11 protein-coding genes are annotated in these 17,768 nt (G+C 69.9%); 3 read left to right on the top strand and 8 right to left on the bottom strand.

The window, feature by feature from the left end:
- Positions 1–380 precede the first annotated feature (380 nt).
- The 5 genes from JOD27_RS33990 to JOD27_RS33970 are packed head-to-tail and all read right to left on the bottom strand — an operon-like array spanning position 381 to position 6,460.
- Complete coding sequence (locus tag JOD27_RS33990) at positions 381–2,345, bottom strand: DUF2264 domain-containing protein (RefSeq protein ID WP_239570155.1); 1,965 nt, start codon at positions 2,343–2,345, stop codon at positions 381–383.
- Positions 2,342–3,358 carry a hydroxyacid dehydrogenase gene (locus JOD27_RS33985; RefSeq protein ID WP_307830484.1) on the bottom strand — a complete coding sequence of 339 codons (1,017 nt, stop codon included), beginning with the start codon at positions 3,356–3,358 and terminating at the stop codon, positions 2,342–2,344. The genes JOD27_RS33990 and JOD27_RS33985 overlap by 4 nt, the downstream gene beginning before the upstream one ends.
- Positions 3,355–4,164 (bottom strand): carbohydrate ABC transporter permease, encoded by an 810-nt coding sequence (locus JOD27_RS33980; RefSeq protein WP_204766490.1) that lies wholly within the window; start codon positions 4,162–4,164, stop codon positions 3,355–3,357. Before JOD27_RS33980 ends, JOD27_RS33985 begins: the two co-directional genes overlap by 4 nt.
- A 41-nt stretch (positions 4,165–4,205) precedes the next feature.
- A complete protein-coding gene (locus JOD27_RS33975) occupies positions 4,206–5,138 on the bottom strand; it encodes a carbohydrate ABC transporter permease (RefSeq protein ID WP_204766416.1) in 933 nt (310 codons plus the stop codon).
- Positions 5,135–6,460, bottom strand: coding sequence for an ABC transporter substrate-binding protein (locus JOD27_RS33970; RefSeq protein WP_204766415.1), 1,326 nt, complete (start codon positions 6,458–6,460; stop codon positions 5,135–5,137). The genes JOD27_RS33975 and JOD27_RS33970 overlap by 4 nt, the downstream gene beginning before the upstream one ends.
- Before the next feature lie 103 nt (positions 6,461–6,563).
- On the opposite strand from JOD27_RS33970, the gene JOD27_RS33965 reads away from it, so the two are divergent.
- The 3 genes from JOD27_RS33965 (at position 6,564) to JOD27_RS33955 (ending at position 11,298) form a co-directional block, all read left to right on the top strand.
- Positions 6,564–7,682, top strand: a complete 1,119-nt coding sequence (locus tag JOD27_RS33965) for a substrate-binding domain-containing protein (protein WP_204766414.1) — start codon at positions 6,564–6,566, stop codon at positions 7,680–7,682.
- A 24-nt stretch (positions 7,683–7,706) separates the two neighbouring features.
- On the top strand, positions 7,707–8,453 hold the full coding sequence (locus JOD27_RS33960) for a class I SAM-dependent methyltransferase (RefSeq protein ID WP_204766413.1): 747 nt from the start codon (positions 7,707–7,709) through the stop codon (positions 8,451–8,453).
- Between the two features lie 124 nt (positions 8,454–8,577).
- Positions 8,578–11,298 carry an ABC transporter substrate-binding protein gene (locus JOD27_RS33955; RefSeq protein ID WP_204766412.1) on the top strand — a complete coding sequence of 907 codons (2,721 nt, stop codon included), beginning with the start codon at positions 8,578–8,580 and terminating at the stop codon, positions 11,296–11,298.
- Positions 11,299–11,354: 56 nt separating this feature from the next.
- Here JOD27_RS33955 and JOD27_RS33950 read toward each other — a convergent pair whose 3' ends face one another.
- The 3 genes from JOD27_RS33950 to JOD27_RS33940 form a co-directional block, all read right to left on the bottom strand.
- Positions 11,355–13,874, bottom strand: a complete 2,520-nt coding sequence (locus JOD27_RS33950; protein ID WP_204766411.1) for an NPCBM/NEW2 domain-containing protein — start codon at positions 13,872–13,874, stop codon at positions 11,355–11,357.
- 82 nt (positions 13,875–13,956) lie between these two features.
- Positions 13,957–15,045, bottom strand: a complete 1,089-nt coding sequence (locus JOD27_RS33945; protein ID WP_204766410.1) for an aldose epimerase family protein — start codon at positions 15,043–15,045, stop codon at positions 13,957–13,959.
- A 407-nt stretch (positions 15,046–15,452) separates the two neighbouring features.
- Complete coding sequence (locus JOD27_RS33940) at positions 15,453–17,756, bottom strand: beta-xylosidase/alpha-l-arabinosidase (protein ID WP_204766409.1); 2,304 nt, start codon at positions 17,754–17,756, stop codon at positions 15,453–15,455.
- Between the last annotated feature and the right edge of the window lie 12 nt (positions 17,757–17,768).

Raw genomic sequence — 17,768 nt, 5'->3', positions numbered from 1 at the left:
AGCGCGACCATCCGGGCTTCCGGTGACGAGCACCAGACCGCCCAGCCCCCTGCCCGACTCAACGCAGCACAACCAAGCCGCGACGTTCCTCCTAGTGGAGCGTCGCGGCTTAGTTGTGTGGTCCGCGATCTTGAGTTGGTTGTAGTTGCGAGCCAAGGCAAACGTTTGCTGATCACGCCACCTACCGCCAACTCACGATCACATCGCCGACACGCCGCGGCGACACGCGGACGACCGGCCCATACCAAAGGTTAGAGGCGACGGTCTACTAGTGCCGAGGTAGTCAGCCTTCGCCCGCACTCGGCGCTCAGACGGCGCATCGCGGTACGAGCAACTGATGAACGGCGCATTTGTCCACCTGAGGTGAACAAGTGCGCCGTTCATCGCGAGCTCGTGCCGCCCTGTCGAGCGGCGGAGACGCGGCGATCGTTGGCTGCCACGTCACGGGGATCGGGCAGGGTGATCCGTGTTTCGAGTCCGTCGCTCCACCGCAGCACGATGTCGTTGCCGTGCACGGTGAGCTGCGGAGTGGTCGTGGTGCCGTCCCGGTCGAGGCGCACGGCCGCGGCCAGCACGTCACCGCGCACGACGGGGCCGGTCGTCGCCAGCCACGGTGTCGCGACGTACTTGCCGAGCGGCGACGTGCCGGTGCCGGTGTGCACGCCGGTCCGGTCGAAGCCGCGCAGCACGCACAGCGAAGAACGCAAACGCGCACCGGAGACGACGACCTCCGACGCTGCGCTCTCGGCACGCGGCCGGGTGTCGCCGGCGATCGGCCAGCCCGACAGCCTCAGCCGGGCGCCGGTCTCGCCGTCCACGCGCACGAGCCGGACCTCCGTGCCGCGGCGCACCACCGAGACGACCAGCACCGGCGGTCCCCCGACGATCTCGCCCGAACGGCCGGAACCGTGGTCGGGTGAGTCGTCCTCGCTGGTGTCGACCCAGCGCACGGGTCCGCGTGACGCAGCCGCCACCACCTCGCCGGGCAGTTCCTCGGCGAAGAGCGTCTCGAAGCCCGCGCGGTGGCTCGCGGCGCCCGCGGAGTCGAGCAGTACCACCGAGTTGTCGGTGGTGGTCGGCATCGTCGCCGTGGAGTAGCCGAACTTCGCGTACAACGGCGAGTCCGCGCGTTGATCACCCGGCAACGCGTGGTCGGTGCCGTGGTTGATCGTCGTGACGATGCCGTCGGCGCGGCGGCCCGACACCAGCCAGCCCGGTGCGGCGATCACATGGGTGAAGTCGCCGGTCTCCACCGGCAGCGGGCGTTCGACGTCCGTCCACACGGGATGGTCGACGGGCAGGGCCAGGCCGAGCATCCCCTTGGCGGCCCAGTAGGGAGAGCCGGGGCCGGAGTAGGCCTGCCGGATCGCGGGCCAGCCGCCGTGCCAGCCGAGGCGCAGCACCCCGTCCGGCTCCAGCGCGCCGTGGTCGACGAAGTGGCGCAGCACCCCGGACGCGGCCCGGCGCAGCAGGCCGGGCTCCTGGCCCGGTGTGCCGGTGATCGCGGCCACCCAGAATGGCGCCGCCGCGGCGAACCGGTAGGTCAGGCTGCGGCCCTGCATCAACGGCGAGCCGTCGGCGCCGAGCAGTGCCACGGCGTCCTGCAGGTACCGCGAGAGATCACTCGTCCAGGTGCGGCGGGTTTCCTGCGAGCACAAGGACTCAGGGACGTCGAACAGATGCGTCCACAGCAACGGGTACAGGTGCAGCGCCCAGCCCGTGTAGTGGTCGAACGCGCGTTCCGCGCCGTCGCTCAGCCAGCCACCGGAACGCCGGAACGACGCGTGGAGCGCCAGGTCGTGCTCGATGTCACCGGCCGACCAGGGACCACCGGCCTGCCGCAGGAACGACTCGACGACGATCCGGAACCACACCCAGTTGATCGGCGGGTACGGCTGGCCGATCACGGTGGCCATCCACTCGACGACCCGTTCGCGGACGCTGTCGTCGAGGTGGTCCCACAGCCACGGCTTGGTCAGCTGCAGCACCAGCGCGATCGACGCGGCCTCGACCTTCGCCTGGCCCAGCTCGTCCGGTCGCGGCCAGGCTTCCGGCGAGTGCGGATCGGTGCCCGCGGCCAGGCCCCACGCGTACCGTTCCAGCAGCGCGGGATCGCCCCCGCCCGCCACCCGGAACCCGGCGAGCAGGAACGTGCGGGCGAATCCCTCGAGGCCGTCGGAGACCGGTCCGTACCTGCTCGGCTCGCCGGGCAGGTCGATCCGGGCGCACCTCGGCGACCAGTGCCCGTTGACGGCGTCGAGCAGGTGGTCGGCGGTGGCTTCCCAGTGGGCACGGGTCCAGCCGGTGTGCGGGGAGAGACGGCGGTTCTCGGGTGGGAGCATCATGCCTGCACCGTGAGCCCGTGCCTGGTCACCGGTTCCAACGGTGGCCGCCCTCCGGCGTACCGCTCCAACTCGTCCAGCGCGGCCGCCGCCATGAGGCGCGTCTCCGAGCCCAGAGATCCCGCGACGTGCGGCGTGATCACCACGTTCGGCAGGTCGTAGAGCCGCGACCAGGCGGGCAGCGGTTCCGGATCCGTCACGTCCAGCACGGCGTGCAGACGTCCGTGCACGCACGCCTCCTCCAGCGCCGCGGTGTCCACAAGGGACCCTCGGGCGGTGTTGACGAGCGTGGCGTGCTCGGGCAGCGCGGCCAGTTCCGCCGCGCCGATCAGGTGGCGCGTCTGGGGCAGCTCGGGGGCGTGCAGGCTCAGCACGTCGGCCTGGGGGAGTGCCTCGGCGAGCGTGACGACCTCGGCGCCGGCCGCCCGCACCAGCGCGGGATCGACGACCGGGTCGACCACGAGCAGCCTGCCCGCCTGCAGCCGCCGCAGGAGTTCCACCACCCTGCGGCCGACGCGGGAGAACCCGACCAGCACGATCGTGCGGCCCAGCCCCGACAGTTCACCGCGCCGTTCCCGATAACCCCAGTCCTCGCGGAACCGGCGGGCGTCGGCGGCCAGGAACGGCACCTTCTTGAACGCCCACAGGATCGCCGCGACCGTGTACTGGGCGACCGGTTCGGCGTTGACGTGCGCGGCCGTCGTGACGAGGACATCGCGGTCGAACACGGCGTCACCGACGTGTGACCGCACGCTGCCCGCCGCGTGCAGGGCGGCTCGCAACCGCGGTGCCGCCTCCAGCACGTTCGCGTCGATCGGAGGACAGCCCCACGACGTGATCAGCACCTCCACGGAGGCCAGGCGGCGGCGTACCGCGGGCGCCGAGAAGTCGTGCGCCACCAAGGGATCACCGAGCGTCGCGAGCCTGCGCAACCGCGCCAGTTCCAGCGGGCCGAACTGCAGGTCGGCGACGTCCGGGCTCATGGCGAGCATGACCTCTGGCCGGTGTTCCGTCACTTGACGCTCCCCGCCGCGAGACCCTTGCGCCACTGCCGGTTGAGCACCAGGAACGCCACCACCAGCGGCAGCACCGCGAGCAGCGACCCGGTGATCACCAGCGGGGTGTACTGCGGGAACTGGGTCTGCCGTGTGCTCCACTGGAAGAGGCCGAGGCTGACGGGGAAGAGCTTCGGATCGGTGAGCAGCACCAGCGGCAGGAAGAAGTTGTTCCAGATCCCGATGAACTGGAACAGCAACACCGTCACGACACCGGGCCGCATCATCGGCAGCGCCACCGTGAAGAACGTGCGCAGCTGGCCCGCTCCGTCGACGCGCGCCGCCTCCAGCACCTCGTCCGGCACCGACGCGTCGGCGTAGACCCTGGCGAGGTAGACGCCGAACGGGTTGGTGAGCAAGGGAACGAACACCGCCCAGAACGTGTCGACGATCCGCAGCTCGGACGCGAGCAGGTACATCGGCAGCGCCAGCACTGTCGTCGGCACGAGCACGCCGGTCAGTGTGAGCGCGAACAACAGCCGGCGGCCGGGGAAGCTCGTCTTGGCGATGGCGTACCCGCAGGCGGCGCAGATCAGCGAGCCGAGCACCGCTCCGCCGCCCGCGTACAGCACGGAGTTGAGCAGCCAGTGCCAGAAGATCCCGTTCTCCTGCGCGAACAACGCCTTGACGTTGGCCCACAGGTTCCACTCGCCGAACTCGAACGCGCCGGTGGTGGAGAAGTCGCCGAGCGACTTGGTCGACGAGGTCACGAGCCACACCAGCGGCAGCAGGCTGTACAGCGCGGCGACCAGGAGGATCACGTGCACCGCGGGGGTGGACACCCAGCGGGACTTGCTGTCCGCGAAGCTCACCGTGACGACCTCCTCGTCGAGAAGCGCATGACGACGGCGGACAACACGGCGCAGATCACCGCGATCAGCACCGACGCCGCCGCGGCGCGCCCGTTGTCACCGGCCACGAACGCGGCCTCGTACACGTACATGCTCGGCGACCACGTGCTGGTCACCGTGCCGGTGAAACCCTTGAGCACCATGGGTTCGGTGAACACCTGCAACGACCCGATGACGGTGAACACCGCCGCCACGAAGATCGTCGGCCGGATCACCGGGATCTTGATGGACCACGCGGTGCGGAACCCGCCCGCGCCGTCCGCCCGTGCCGCCTCCACGATCTCCTTGGGAACGGCCTGCAGGGCGGTGTAGAAGATGATCATGTTGTAGCCGACCCACTGCCACGTAGCGATGTTCGCGATCGACGGCAGCACGGTGGTGTCGCTCAACGGGTCGAAGCCCAGCAGGTTCTTGATCGGGCCGATCGTGGGGCTGTAGAGGTACGCCCAGATCAGGCCACCGATGACCACCGGCACCGCGTACGGCACGAACACCGCCAGCGACCACACCTGCTTCAGCCGCACGACCGCGGAGTCCAGCAGCAGAGCCAGGATCAGCGCGCCGATCAGCATGCTCGGGATGTGGATCAGCGCGAACAGCGCGACGTTGCCCAGGCTCGCGTGGAAAGCCGAGTCCGCGATCACCTCGAGGTAGTTGCCGAGCCAGACGAACACGTGCTCGGGACCGGAGAAACCGAGGCCGCGCAAGCGTTCGGTGAAGAGGCTGAGGTAGAGCGTGTAGGCCACCGGCACCAGCACGGTGCAGACGAGCAGAATCGCGAACGGCACGGCCAGCACCGCCCCGGCGAAGTCCTTCTTGCGGGTCCTGGTGGCCGGCTCTGTCGATGTCTGTTCCTGCGCGGGTGCGCGCTCGGGCGCGAGGACGCTCATGCCGTCTTCCCCTCTCGCACCGAGAGTCCCCTGGCCCGCATGTCGGTCACGGCGTGCTGCTGGACCTTCCGCACCGCGTCGGGCAACGTCGTGCCGCCGCTGCGGACCGGTCCGAAGGAGTCCGAGATGGTCGAGAACAACCGCAGGGCGTTGGGGCCCCACGTCCAGTCCGGCACCCGTTTCGCCGCCTCGTCGAGCACGTCGTAGACCGGGTCGCCGAGGAAGTAACCGCCCTTGTACGCCTGCCGTGCCACGGCGCGGTTGGGCAGGTGCGCGGGGAACGGAGTGGTGAACGTGCTGCCGATCTTCGGCACCTCGGGGTTCGTGCTGAGCCAGCGCAGGAACGTCATCGCGGCCTCCGGCGCCTTGCTCTCCGCGGAGATGCCGAAGGCCGTGCCGCCCTGGATCCCGTTGGCGGGCTTGCCGTCCCAGGTCGGCATGGTCGCGACGGCCCAGCGCCCGGTGTCCTTCGGGATCGACCGGTTGAGCGTGCCGACGCTCCACGACGCGCCGAGTACGCCCCACAGCTTGCCGTCGTGGATCCCGGCGATCCAGTCCTGCGTGCCGTAGACGACGCCGGCGACCTGGTTGTCCGAGATCATCGACTGCCAGTAGGACGCCGTCCGCAGCGTGCCCTCACCGGCGATGTCGACGGCCCACGTGTCGCCCTGCGCCGTCCACCACGGATCGCCTGCCTGCCAGGACATTCCCGCGAAGAACGAGCCGTCGTTGAGCGGGAACGAGCAGATGCGCGCCTGCTGGTCGACCTGCTTCACCGCGGCGGCCGCCGCGCGGAAGTCGTCCCACGTGCGCGGCAACGCGATGCCGTGCTGGTCGAACAAGTCCTTGCGGTAGTAGAAGACCATCGGCGCCAGGTCCATCGGCACGCCCCACGTCCTGCCGTCGGGGCGCACACCACGCCACGCGGCGGGCGAGTACTGGCTCTCCAGATCCGCCATGTCCGCGGTGAGGTCGCGCAGCCCGCCGGTGAGCAGGATCTGCGGCAGACCCTGGTATTCGACGTGCAGGACGTCGGGCGCGTTGTGCGCCCTGATCGCGTTGGTCTGCTGCGCGTAGCCACCGGACAGCCCGGCTGCGATCACCCGCAACTCGACGAACACGTCCTTCTGCGCGGCGTTGAACGCGGCGACGTACTTGTCCATGCCGGTCAACCAGGACCAGATGCTGACGGTGGTGGCGCCCGGCGGTGCGGCCGATGCCGTGCAGCCGCCGACCAGGTCCGCCGCGCCCAGTGCGGCGGTGGCGCGCAGGAACCCGCGGCGGGAGAGCCCGCGGTTCCGCAGCGCTGGGGAAAGCTCCATTGCTGACCCTCCTGCTGGAGTGATGTGGCACACCTCACCTCGTGGCACACTCAGCGGTCAACCAAACGATCAGAAACGATCGAAACCGATCAGAAGTGAAGTGATGAACCAGAAGTTGGCTGCTCAGCGGCATGAGCTGATCCTGCGAGCCGTCCGGACGCACGGCACGGTCCGATTGCAGGACCTGGTGGACCTGCTCGGCGTGTCGGCGGTGACGGTGCGCCGGGACGTGACCGCGCTCGCCGACCGCGGCCTGGTGGTGCGCGTGCACGGCGGCATCACCATGCCCAAGCACGCCGAGTCCTTCCCACGCGGACCGCAGTCCGTGGTGGGCCCCGCGCCGACGCACCCGCTCGTCGGCATGGTCGCGCCGTCCGTGGAGTACTACTGGCCCGCGGTGATCCAGGGCGCCCAGACCGCTGTCGCCGCGGCGGCCGGACGGCTGGTGCTGCGCGCGTCCAGCTACGACGCCGCCGAGGACCGCCGTCGCGTGTACGAACTGCTCGACCGCGGTGTGCAGACCCTGCTGGTCGCCCCGAGCACGACCGGCCGCGCGGGCGTCGAACTGCTGCGCTGGCTCGGCGCGCTGGCGGTGCCGGTCGTGCTCGTCGAACGGCTTCCGCCACCGGAACTGCCCACGATCGCGCTGGACGCGGCGGTGACCGACCACGCGATCGGCGCGGGCCTCGCCGTCCGCCACCTCGCCACGCTCGGCCACCGCCGTATCGGCCTGGTCACGTCCCGGCAGAGCCCGCACACCGACGCCATCCGCACGGGCTGGACGACGGCCGTGTCGTCGCTGGACCTGCCGTTCAACGGCGTTCCCGCGCTCGACGTGCCGCCCTACGGCTCTCCACAGTGGACACGAGCGGTCGACGAGGTGATCGACGAGTGCCTGGCCGCCGACGTGCACGCGGTCCTGGTGCACGCGGACCGCGAGGCGATCGGCGTGCTCGAACGCGCCCGCGACCGAGGGGTCCAGGTGCCGCAGGACCTCGCCGTCGTGTCGTACGACGACGAGGTGGCGGCGGCGTCCGATCCGCCTCTGACGGCCGTGCGGCCGCAGAAGCACCGGCTCGGCGCGCTCGCCGCCCAGCTCGCGCTGGCACGGCTGGCCGATCCGCTGGACCGGCCGGTGCACCGGGTGGTGCTGTGGCCGACGTTGACGGTGCGGGAGTCGTGCGGAACCGCGCTGGAACCGCAAAACGAGTGGACGTCCTGACTGTCCCGGACCAAGATCGGTGCCATGCGCCAAGAGGACATCTGGGACGCGGAAACCGCAGCGCAGTACGACACGCCCGGCGTCGGGGCGTTCGCGCCGGAGGTGCTGGATCCCATGGTCGACCGGCTCGCGACCCTCGCGGCTGGTGGCAGAGCGCTCGAGTTCGCCATCGGCACCGGCCGCGTCGCCGTCCCGCTGTCCGGACGCGGCGTGCCGGTCGCCGGCATCGAGCTGTCCCAGCCGATGATCGACGTGCTGCGCGAAAAGGCCGACGAGGCAACCATTCCGGTGGTCAACGGCGACATGGCCACGGCCCGCGTGCCTGGCGAGTTCTCCCTCGTTTTCCTGGTGTTCAACACGATCTCGAACCTGTTGAACCAGTCCGAACAGGTCGAGTGCTTCCGCAACGCGGCGCGGCACCTCACGGCGGGCGGCCGGTTCGTGGTCGAGCTCGGTGTGCCGGCGTTGCGCAGCCTGCCACCGGGGCAGCCGGCCAGGGTCCGGCACGCCGAACCCGGTTACCTGGCAATGGAAACCTACGACCTCGTGCGCCAGCACATGACCTCGCACCACCTCCGCTTCGGCGAGGGCAGGGAGGCGCACCTCTTCCGCACACCGCACCGCTACGTCTGGCCTGCCGAGCTCGACCTGATGGCGCAGATCGCCGGGTTCGAACTGGAGAGCAGGCACGCGGACTGGACGGGCGGGGAGTTCACCGACGAGTCGGCAGCACATGTCTCGGTCTACCGGTTGCCTTTTGTTCCCAGCTGAAGCAACGCGCTTCAGATTCACCTGAGCGGCTGAAAAACGCCCCCTCATTTGACCCCAGAGGTTTACGGGAAGATTCGTCCCGGATAGGTTCGATGATCCTGTAGGGCCATCTGGGGAACGTCGCATGGATGATCTGGACGACCTGCTGAGAACAATCCGCCGGCTGAGCGAGCGGCCGAAGTGGAGGTGGCCGAAGGAGGATCGCGACGATCTGCGCGGCGAACACGCACTGCCGCTGCTCTGCCTCATCGGGCCGGCGGACGCCACGGAGGTCGTGGCGGAAGTGCTGGTGTCGAGGCTCCGGCCCGACCCGGCCAAGGTGCGGCGCACTCCGCGCAGGCTCGTCCCGTCGGCGGCGGTGCGCGCGGACGACGGTATCGTCGACGCCGCGGAGGGCCGCCCGCTGCTGCCGCTGCTCAACCTGCTGGTCACCCAGCTCGGCACCGACCGCTACGGGGCCGGCCGGGAGATCCCCTTTCACACCTTCCGGCTGCTGGACTGGCTGACCAGGCACAAGGCGTCCACATTGGACCGCGACCAGCAGATGCCGCTGCGTGGGAAGCTCCTCGAGTGGTACTCGCCACCTGTGAACGAGGGCGAGGACGTGATCGGGCCCGCGCTGGCCGCGGTCACCACGGACAAAGCACTCGCGCTGTCCAGGGTGGTACCCAGGATGGCGCGTGTGCTGGGGCGCTGGCTGTGGGTGCACGGCCTGCGCGGCGGCGAGCCGAGGTGGCTGATGCGCCAGCCGTACATGGTGCCCGCGCACTCGGCGGGATTCCTGCGGTTCGCGCGCCGGCTGACCGTCGACAACCGCGAGCACGAGAACCTGCGGCAGATGAAGTTGTTGCTGGTGCACGCCTTCCTGCGCGACCTCCGGCTCTTCTACGGCACCCGCACGTGGCGGCTGCGCCGGTGGCGGCGGACCGGGTACGTGACGGTGGTGCTGCGCGGGATCACCGAGCTCAACGGCGGGTGGGAGCTGCTGCGCCTGATCAACGACGTGCGCAACCAGACGGGCGCGCACGACCCTCTGCTGGTTGTCGCCACCGCGACAGGAATACCGGAAGAGCTGAACCTGACGGCCGAGCCGGTCAGCAAGATCGAGAAGACCGTCGCGACGTGGAAGCAGTGGCTGCCGTGGAAGCGGCAGCAGTTCGAACCGACGGCGCGGTTCATCGCCGTCCGGCTGGACCGGCCGCCTGCCGTCCCCGGCGAGGTCGGCGAGTGCTGGGAGCCGCGCCGGATGCCGTGGTTCGCGAGAAAATGGGTGAGCGTTGCGGCGGTGCTGGCTCTGCTGATCGGCTCGGCGGCGGCCGCCGCCCCCGCGTGGCTCCGGGAAGATCCGTGCGGGGGTGCCGAGCTGCCATCGGCGGCCACCGCCTGGATGCCGGAGACGAACGAGTGCATCGGTTTCAGCGCGGCGGGTTTCGTCTTCGGCAGCACCGACAAGCTCCGCAGGGCACAGGAGGCGGTGTTCGAGCAGAACGCCGTGGCCGATCGGCTGCACGGGGAGAACCCGGGCCGGCCCGTGCTCACGCTGGTCTACATCGCCGAGCTGACGCATCCGACGACCAGGGAGGGCACCGACGACGCGGAAGCCGAGGAGCTGACCGGGCTCCTGATCCAGCAGGCGGAGGCCAACACGATCGGCAACTCCACCGACGACGCGCTGAACCCGTTGTTGCGCATCGTGATCGCCAACGGCGGCTACCAGATGAAACACGCCAGGCGCACGGTCGACCAGTTCGTGGTGCCGCTCGCACAACGCGACGACACGGTGATGGGCGTCGTCGGCGGAGGCCGCACCGTGGCCGAGACCGAAAGCGCGATCGGTGTGCTGGGCGCGCACGGCATCCCCCTGCTGGCGACGACTCTGACCGGAGAGTCGCTGCACACGCTGTCGTCGTTGTACTTCCAGCTCTCGGCGGGAAACGGCCCGCAGGCAAGGCTGATCGCGGAGTACGCGGCCTCCGCCGGCAAGTCGGTCACGGTCTTCCACCCGGACCTCGCACTGGAGCCCGACGAGTACCTGAAGTCGCTGCACGACCAGTTCGCGGCGCTGCAGTCCGGCCCGGCCCCGATCCGGTTCAGCCAGTGGCGCACACCGTCGACCGCCGACGTCAGGTGCGGCACGGGTGACATCGTGTTCTACGCCGGGCGCGAGACGGGCTTCACCGATTTCCTGAGCAAGGTGCTGGAGACGTGCCCTCTCTCGACCCGGCCGACCGTCATCGGCGACGACGCGATCACGAGGTTCATCGCCCAAGGGGAGAGCCGTCGTTCCACGAAGTTCGCAGGGGCCTCGCTGGGGTACGTGTCCCTGGCCAACCGGGTGGTGCTCGCCGGCAACTCCTGTGTCGCCACGGGCGATCCCGACCCGGCCACCCGGCAGGACTACGAACGCCCGATGATGACGTTCTGCAAGGGCCTGCACCGCCTTTACTCCCCGAGCGGCGACAAGCCCCCGGCGTGGCGGGCGTTCGGGGAGGAGCTGGCGAAACACGACGGCAACCGCCGTTGGACCGGGGAACGGGTGGGCACCGCCTACGACGCCGCGGGTCTGTACGTCTACGCCGCGGTTCGCACCAAGTCGCGGGTCCTCTACGACCCCGACAAACGCAATCCGCACCGTGCGACCGTCGCGCAGGAGTTCCGCGAGTTCGACTGTGCCGCGCAGGCGAGCACCAACTGCTTCAAGGGCGTCTCCGGCTGGGTCGACTTCCGCAACGGGCGCGACGGGCGGAACCGGCCGCTCGCGATCCTGACCATCAACGACCTGAACGCCACCGAGGTGAATCCCGTGTGCACGTTCCGGTTCCAGGACAGCGCACCCTGCCCCTGATCGCCGGCTCGGTGGTCAGGGCTGGGGTGCCTGCGACGACTGTAATTCGACGATTTTCAGTCGCAGGTGAGAACGGGATCGCCCCAATCCGCGTGATCGAAGAGGTTGCCGTCGCGCGCGTCGGTGACGCGCAGTTCGAGCGTCGCGTACCCGGTGGTGGTGACTTCGAGCGTGGACGGACCCCGGTCGGCTGTCTTGACGCCGCTGTCGGCCAGCAGCTCTCCGTCGCCGTACACGAGGAACCTGACCGAGGCGGCCTCGTCGGACACCTCGTCGTCGATGCCGACCTGCGCGCTGAAGGTGCTGCAGGCCCGGCCGAGGTAGAGGTGCACGGCCGAGTCGGCGTGCGCGCCGATGCCCTGGGAGTACGTGGTGCCCTCGATGGTGAGCGTGTTCCCGTCGCCGGCGGCCTCCTCGCCGTTCGACGTGTTGCGTTCGACGGGACCCCAGCTGTTGGTCGACGCCTCCCAGTTCATGTTCCCGACCTCGTGCGTGCCCTCTGCGGGTCCGGGAGCGAGGGTGCCGGTGCGCGACACGCGGTACATCACCACGCCGTGCGCCCCGACGGAGGCCGAGATCGCGCCGGTGGTGCTAGCCGATCTGCCGGTCCACAGGTCGCGCAGGCGGTATGACGACGAGCCCGCCAGGCCGAGCTCCGCGGCGGACGTCCTGATCGTCGTGGCGACGGCGCCGCGGTTGAACAGGACCACGGCGACCGAGCCGTCGGACATCGGCTTGGCCCACACCTCGGCGGCGCCGTCGTCGCGGATCTTGCGGCCCTGCGAGCCTGCCCAGTCCTGGTTGACCTCGATCACCTCGCGGTTGCGGATGATGGCGAGCGTCGTGCTGTCCATGGAGTCCAGGTCGTTGCCGAGCAGCAACGGCGAGGACAACAACGACCAGAGGCTGAAGTGCGAGATGTACTCCGCGGAGGTCATGCCGCCGTTGCCGACCTCCAGCATGTCCGGGTCGTTGTAGGAACCCTGGCTCGAGAACGACTCCAGCCCGACCTGCTGGTCGAGGAGGTCCATCACGGTGTCCCACTTGTCGACGATGTCACCGGTGGTGCGCCAGTAGTCGCCACCCACCTGCGGGCCGAAGATCCAGGGCTCCTCCTGGCCCCAGTCGCAGATGCTGTAGACGATCGGGCGCCCGGTTGCCCTCAGCGCCTCGCCCATCGCCGCGTAGCGCTCCGCGGCGGGGCGGCCCTGGTTGTGGCAGTTGTCGTACTTGAGCAGGTCGACGCCCCAGTCCGCGAACGTCTGCGCGTCGATGGTCTCGTTGTCCAGGCTGGCGGGATAGCCCTGGCACGTGAGCGTGCCGGCGGAGGAGTAGATGCCGAGTTTGAGGCCCAGGCCGTGGACGTGGTCGGCGAGCGCCCTGATGCCGGACGGGAACCGTGCCGGGTTCGCTTGCAGGCGGCCCTCGCCGTCCCTTGTGGACGCCATCCAGCAGTCGTCGATGTTGACGTAGTTGTAGCCGAGGCGGTTGAGGCCGTTCGCCACGATGGCGTGCGCCGCCTCCCGGATGAGGTTCTCGTTGATGTCGCAGCCGAACCGGTTCCAGCTGTTCCAGCCCATCACGGGCGCGCTGATCACCGCGTCCGCGTGCAGGCCGTCCTGCCCGTAGGTCGCGCGCACGACGTAGTTGTCGCCGCTGCGGGAGACCACGTCGATGCGGACCCGACTGCGTGAGTCCATAAAGGACTGGCCTGGGTCGTGCGCGGCGTCGGCGAGCTCGTTCCCGCCGCATCCACCCGAGCGGGGCTTCGCGTCCCGCACCCGCACGGGTTCCTCACCGCTCTGCGCGCCAGAGCCGATCGAGTAGATGAGCACACCGGTGTCGCACGCACCGCTGTCGAGCCCTTTCCTGGCACGCACTTCGGCCACGTACGCGCGGGTCGTGCCGTATCGCACGACGATCGCCTTGCTGCCGCCCGCGGTCTCCACCGGGGTGAGCGTCTGCTGCACCGAGGTGTTCCGCGTCGCCACGCACGACATCTGGTCGTCGTCGAGCCAGCCGTGCTTCCACTTGTGCCAGGCGAAGTGATCCCGTGCCGGCGTGCTGATGTCGCCGGGGCCGATCACCGCGCCGACCGTGATCGGCCGGCCGTCGAGCGTGACGGTGTCCGCCTGCGTGTACGACCGGCGGGCGCCGCGGTCGACCAGGTAGACGGCGCTGATGCCGGAGAAGTCGAAGTCCGGGTCGGCCCGCTTCGCCGCCTCGGCCCAGGCCGAGGCCGGTGCGACGGGATCGGGTATGTCGACCGGTGTGCGATACGGCACGAGTTCGAGCTTGTAGCGGCCGTAGGAGGCGGTCGCGTAGAACCGCTCTGCCTCCTCGAGTTTGGTGAGCTCGGCGTCGACGTCCCACGAACCGCGGAACAGCACGGCTGCCTTGACCGTTCCCGTCGTCGCGGCGAACGTGGACCAGTCGGCTGGGACGCTTTCGCTCGTGGTTGCCTGTTTCGGCAGGGCGCAGGCGCTCACCGGATCAGCGGGAGCCGCCTGCGCCGCCGACGCGGTCATTCCGCTCGCCCACAGCGCGGCCACGAGCACAGCGATCTTCCCACTCATCACGGCCCCCTCACCTCCGGATGCCCTGCTGTTCCAGGCAACCACGATGATCAGGCGCGGCGACAGAGCCGATGGTGGGACCTCACCCGATAGAGAGCTCGTAGACCGTTTCGTGCTCGTAGGTCTGACCGGGCCGCAGCACCGTGCTCGGGAAGTCGGGACGGTTCGGCGAGTCGGGGAAGTGCTGCGCCTCCAACGCGAAACCTGCGCCGCGCCGGTACGGGTGACCGCTCGTGCCGATCAGCTCGGGCGTGAGGAAGTTGCCGGAGTAGAACTGCAGGCCCGGCTGGGTGGTCCACACCGACAGCACCCGCCCGGAGCCCAGGTCGTGCGCCCGCGCGGCGAGTGATCCCGGCTCGTCGAGCGCCCAGTTGTGGTCGTACCCGTGCCCGAGCAGCAGTTGCGGATGCGGTGCGTCGATGCGTGCGCCGATCGGCGTCGGCTCGCGGAAGTCGAACGGCGTGCCACCGACCGGCGCGGGCAGCCCCACGGGGATCAGCGCGTCGTCGACCTGGCAGTACGCCCCGGCACGGATGGTCAGCAGGTGGTCGTAGATGCCGCCGGAGCCTTCACCGGCGAGGTTCCAGTAGGTGTGGTTGGTCAGGTTCACCACGGTCGGCGCGTCGGTCTCGGCGCGGTAGCCGATGCTCAGCCGGTTGCGCGTGTCGAGCCGGTACGTCACCGCGACCGTGACCCGGCCGGGAAAGCCCTGGTCGCCGTCCGGGCTGACATGACTGAGCCGCACCCCCGCGCCGTCGGCGTCGGTGAACGGGTTCGCCTGCCACACGTGCGTGTCGAAGCCCGCGACACCGCCGTGCAGGCTGTTGCCGTTCTCGTTGGCCGACAGCTTGTGCTCGACGCCGTCGAGGGTGAACGCGGCACCGCCGATCCGGTTGGCGTACCGGCCGATCAACGCGCCGAAGAACACGCGGCCCGCGTCCGGCCGGTTGTTGGCGACGTAGCCGTCGAGGGTCGGGAACCCGAGCACGACGTTCTTCATCTCGCCGTCGCGGCCGGGCGCGTCCAGCGACTGGATCACCCCGCCGAGGTCGAGGATGCGCGCGGTGACGCCGCCCGGGTTGGTCAGCTCGAACCGGTGGACGTCCGTGTCACCGATCCGGCCGAAGAGCTCGGGGCTGACCGTGGGGGTGGCGGTGTCGGAGCGGTGCATCGGCGGTGCCTCTCGTCGGGACCGAGGTGTACGACGACCGATGTTAGCGCTAACACTGCGAGTGGTGTGGGACAGGCACCGATCTCGGGCGCCGAAGGGACCGTGCGGTCGAACCTCGGCGTCCGAGACCGGCGAGACGTGCTGCATTCTGGCCCTCGTTGATCTCGATGAAGGAAACCTTCGTCCACTTGGGGTCGATGAAGGGAACCTTCATCCCGAACTTGCACGCCGACGCGACCGACGAGTCCCAGGCTCGCGCTCACCACTCCGCCGTACCGCGGTGGTGAACAACCCGTCACTGGTGCCGGCCGACGAACCCTGATCTTCCGGCCGCGTGTCAGCGGGTGTCCGAGTTGGACGGTCGGGTGTCGTGCGGGTTCGGGATGTCGTGGGAGCGGTGTGGCCGGTCAGCCGCCGATCTCGAACGCCGGGACCATCGTGCGATCGAACCCGACCCGGCGACCCGGACCGGTCAGCGTGAGCGGCACAGCGGCGTGAACGTCCGCGCTCGACCGCCCGACCCACAGCTCGACGCCGCCAGGATCCACCTGGCGATGACCTGCCCGCCCGGTGTAGGACGTGAGATCGGCGTGCAGCACGGCGCTCACCGTGCGCGTCTGGCCGGGCTCGAGATCGACCTTGACCGCGCCGATCAGCTGGCGCACGGGCCGCGCGACCTCGGCCACCGGGTCGTGCAGGTAGATCTGGACGACCTCGGTGGTGCTGATCTCGTGGTCGTTGCGCAGTGTGGTGACGACGCGGCAGGTGCCGTCGGTCGGCCACTCCTGCGAGTCGGCCTCGACCGACACCCACGTGACGGGCGCGTAGGACAGGCCGTGCCCGAACGGGAACAGCGCGGTCGGGTCGACCGTGCTGACCTCGCTGCGGGCGCCGAGCTTCGCAGTGAGGTAGGTCGACGGCTGGGACGAACCGGCGCCGGGGAAGCTCACCGGGAGCCTGCCGGACGGGCTGATCCGTCCACTGAGGACTCCGGCGATGGCGGCGGAGCCCTCCTCACCGGGATAGAAGCCGCACACCACGGCGGCGAGGCGGTCGATCTGGCGGGACAGCTCGTACGGGCGGCCGGACAGCAGCACCAGGACGACCGGCGTGCCCGTCGCGATCAACGCCTCGAGCAGCTCCTCCTGCCTGCCGGGCAGCACCAGGTCGGTGGCGTCGCAGCCCTCGCCGGACGTGCCGCCGCCGAACAACCCGGCCTGGTCGCCGAGCACGGCGACGCACACCTCCGCCTCGCGGGCCGCCTCGGCGGCCGCGGCGATCTCGGAGTCGGTGCCGCCGAGCACCGGGCAGCCCAGGGAGAACGTGACCTCGTGGTCGGCGCGCAACGCCTCGACGACGGTCGGCACCTCGAGGCCGACCGGCACGTCCGGGTGGTGCACGCCGACGTGCAACGGGAACGAGTAGCAGCCCATCAACGCGCCGGGCTCGTGCGCTCGCGGTCCGACGACGGCGATGCGGCGCTTGCCGTGCAATGGCAGCACACCGTCGTTGTGCAGCAACACGATCGACCGTTCGGCGACCTCGCGGGCCATCGAACGGGACGCGGGGTCGTCGAGGTCGACGTCGGCGTCAGGTTCGGGGGAGTAGTCGGGGTCGAGCAGCCCGAGTTCACATTTCTGGCGCAGCACGCGTTCCAGCGCCCTGTCCACCAGGGCCAGGTCGACCCGGCCCGCCTCGATCTCCGCCAGCAGCGGTTCGCCGTAACAGTCCACAGTGGGCAGTTCGACGTCGATGCCCGCGGCCAGCGCCAGGCCGGCGGAGTCGGAACGGTCCGCGGCCACACCGTGCAGCCGGTACAGGAACGCCACCGCGAAGTAGTCGGCGACCACCGTGCCGGTGAAGCCGTACTCACCGCGCAGCCGGTCGGTCAGCATCGCAGGATCGGCCGCGACCGGCACGCCGTCGTTGGAGGTGTAGGAGTTCATCACCGAACGCACGCCCGCACGCAGCGCCATCTCGAACGGCGGCAGCATCACGTCCGCGAGCTCGCGCGGACCGATGGACACCGGCGCCATGTTGCGGCCGGCGCGGGAAACGGAGTACCCGGCGAAGTGCTTCAGCGTCGCCACCACGCCCGTCGACTCGACGCCCTCGACATAGGCGGCGCCTATGGTGCCCACGAGGTGCGGGTCCTCGCCGATGGTCTCCTCCACGCGGCCCCAGCGCAGATCCCGTGTCACGTCGAGCACGGGAGCGAGGCCCTGGTGCACGCCGAGCCTGCGCATCGAACGGCCGATGTGCTCGCCCATGCGCCGCACCAGGTCCGGATCGAACGTGGCGCCCCAGCACAGTGGTGACGGGTACACGGTGGCCTGCCACGCGGCGAGGCCGGTGAGGCATTCCTCGTGCACCATCGCGGGAATCCCGAACCGGTTGCCCGCGATGATCTGACGCTGGGTGCGGGCGAGGCTGTGCGCGCCCACCTCCGGTGCGATCGGGCGGGTGCCGAAGACGCGGGTGAGCTGACCGATGCCGTGCCGGCTCAGGTCTTCGAGGCTCGGTGGCTCCACGATGAGATCGTGCTGGTGCGGCGCGACCTCGCCGCCGGAGTCGATGCCGACCCAGACTCCGTACAGCTGCGCGACCTTCTCGCGCACGGTCATCCGCGCCATGAGATCGCGGACGCGGTCGGCGGTGGCGACGCGCGGGTCGCGCCAGAGTTCGCCCGAGGTGGTGGCTTCGGTCGTCACATGATCTCCAGG

Origin of the sequence: Lentzea nigeriaca (assembly GCF_016907955.1) — a bacterium.
Classification (GTDB): Bacteria; Actinomycetota; Actinomycetes; order Mycobacteriales; family Pseudonocardiaceae; genus Lentzea; species Lentzea nigeriaca.
The sequence above is the reverse complement of the archived record's forward strand: the minus strand, read 5'-3'. Positions and strand labels throughout refer to the sequence as shown.

Excerpts from the sequence above, each read along its gene's own strand:
- JOD27_RS33990 (WP_239570155.1), bottom strand. The coding sequence starts at position 2,345 with ATGATGCTCCCACCCGAGAACCGCCGTCTCTCCCCGCACACCGGCTGG.
- JOD27_RS33975 (WP_204766416.1), bottom strand. The coding sequence starts at position 5,138 with ATGAGCGTCCTCGCGCCCGAGCGCGCACCCGCGCAGGAACAGACATCG.
- JOD27_RS33970 (WP_204766415.1), bottom strand. The coding sequence starts at position 6,460 with ATGGAGCTTTCCCCAGCGCTGCGGAACCGCGGGCTCTCCCGCCGCGGG.
- JOD27_RS33965 (WP_204766414.1), top strand. The coding sequence starts at position 6,564 with ATGAACCAGAAGTTGGCTGCTCAGCGGCATGAGCTGATCCTGCGAGCC.
- JOD27_RS33960 (WP_204766413.1), top strand. The coding sequence starts at position 7,707 with ATGCGCCAAGAGGACATCTGGGACGCGGAAACCGCAGCGCAGTACGAC.
- JOD27_RS33955 (WP_204766412.1), top strand. The coding sequence starts at position 8,578 with ATGGATGATCTGGACGACCTGCTGAGAACAATCCGCCGGCTGAGCGAG.
- JOD27_RS33950 (WP_204766411.1), bottom strand. The coding sequence starts at position 13,874 with ATGAGTGGGAAGATCGCTGTGCTCGTGGCCGCGCTGTGGGCGAGCGGA.
- JOD27_RS33945 (WP_204766410.1), bottom strand. The coding sequence starts at position 15,045 with ATGCACCGCTCCGACACCGCCACCCCCACGGTCAGCCCCGAGCTCTTC.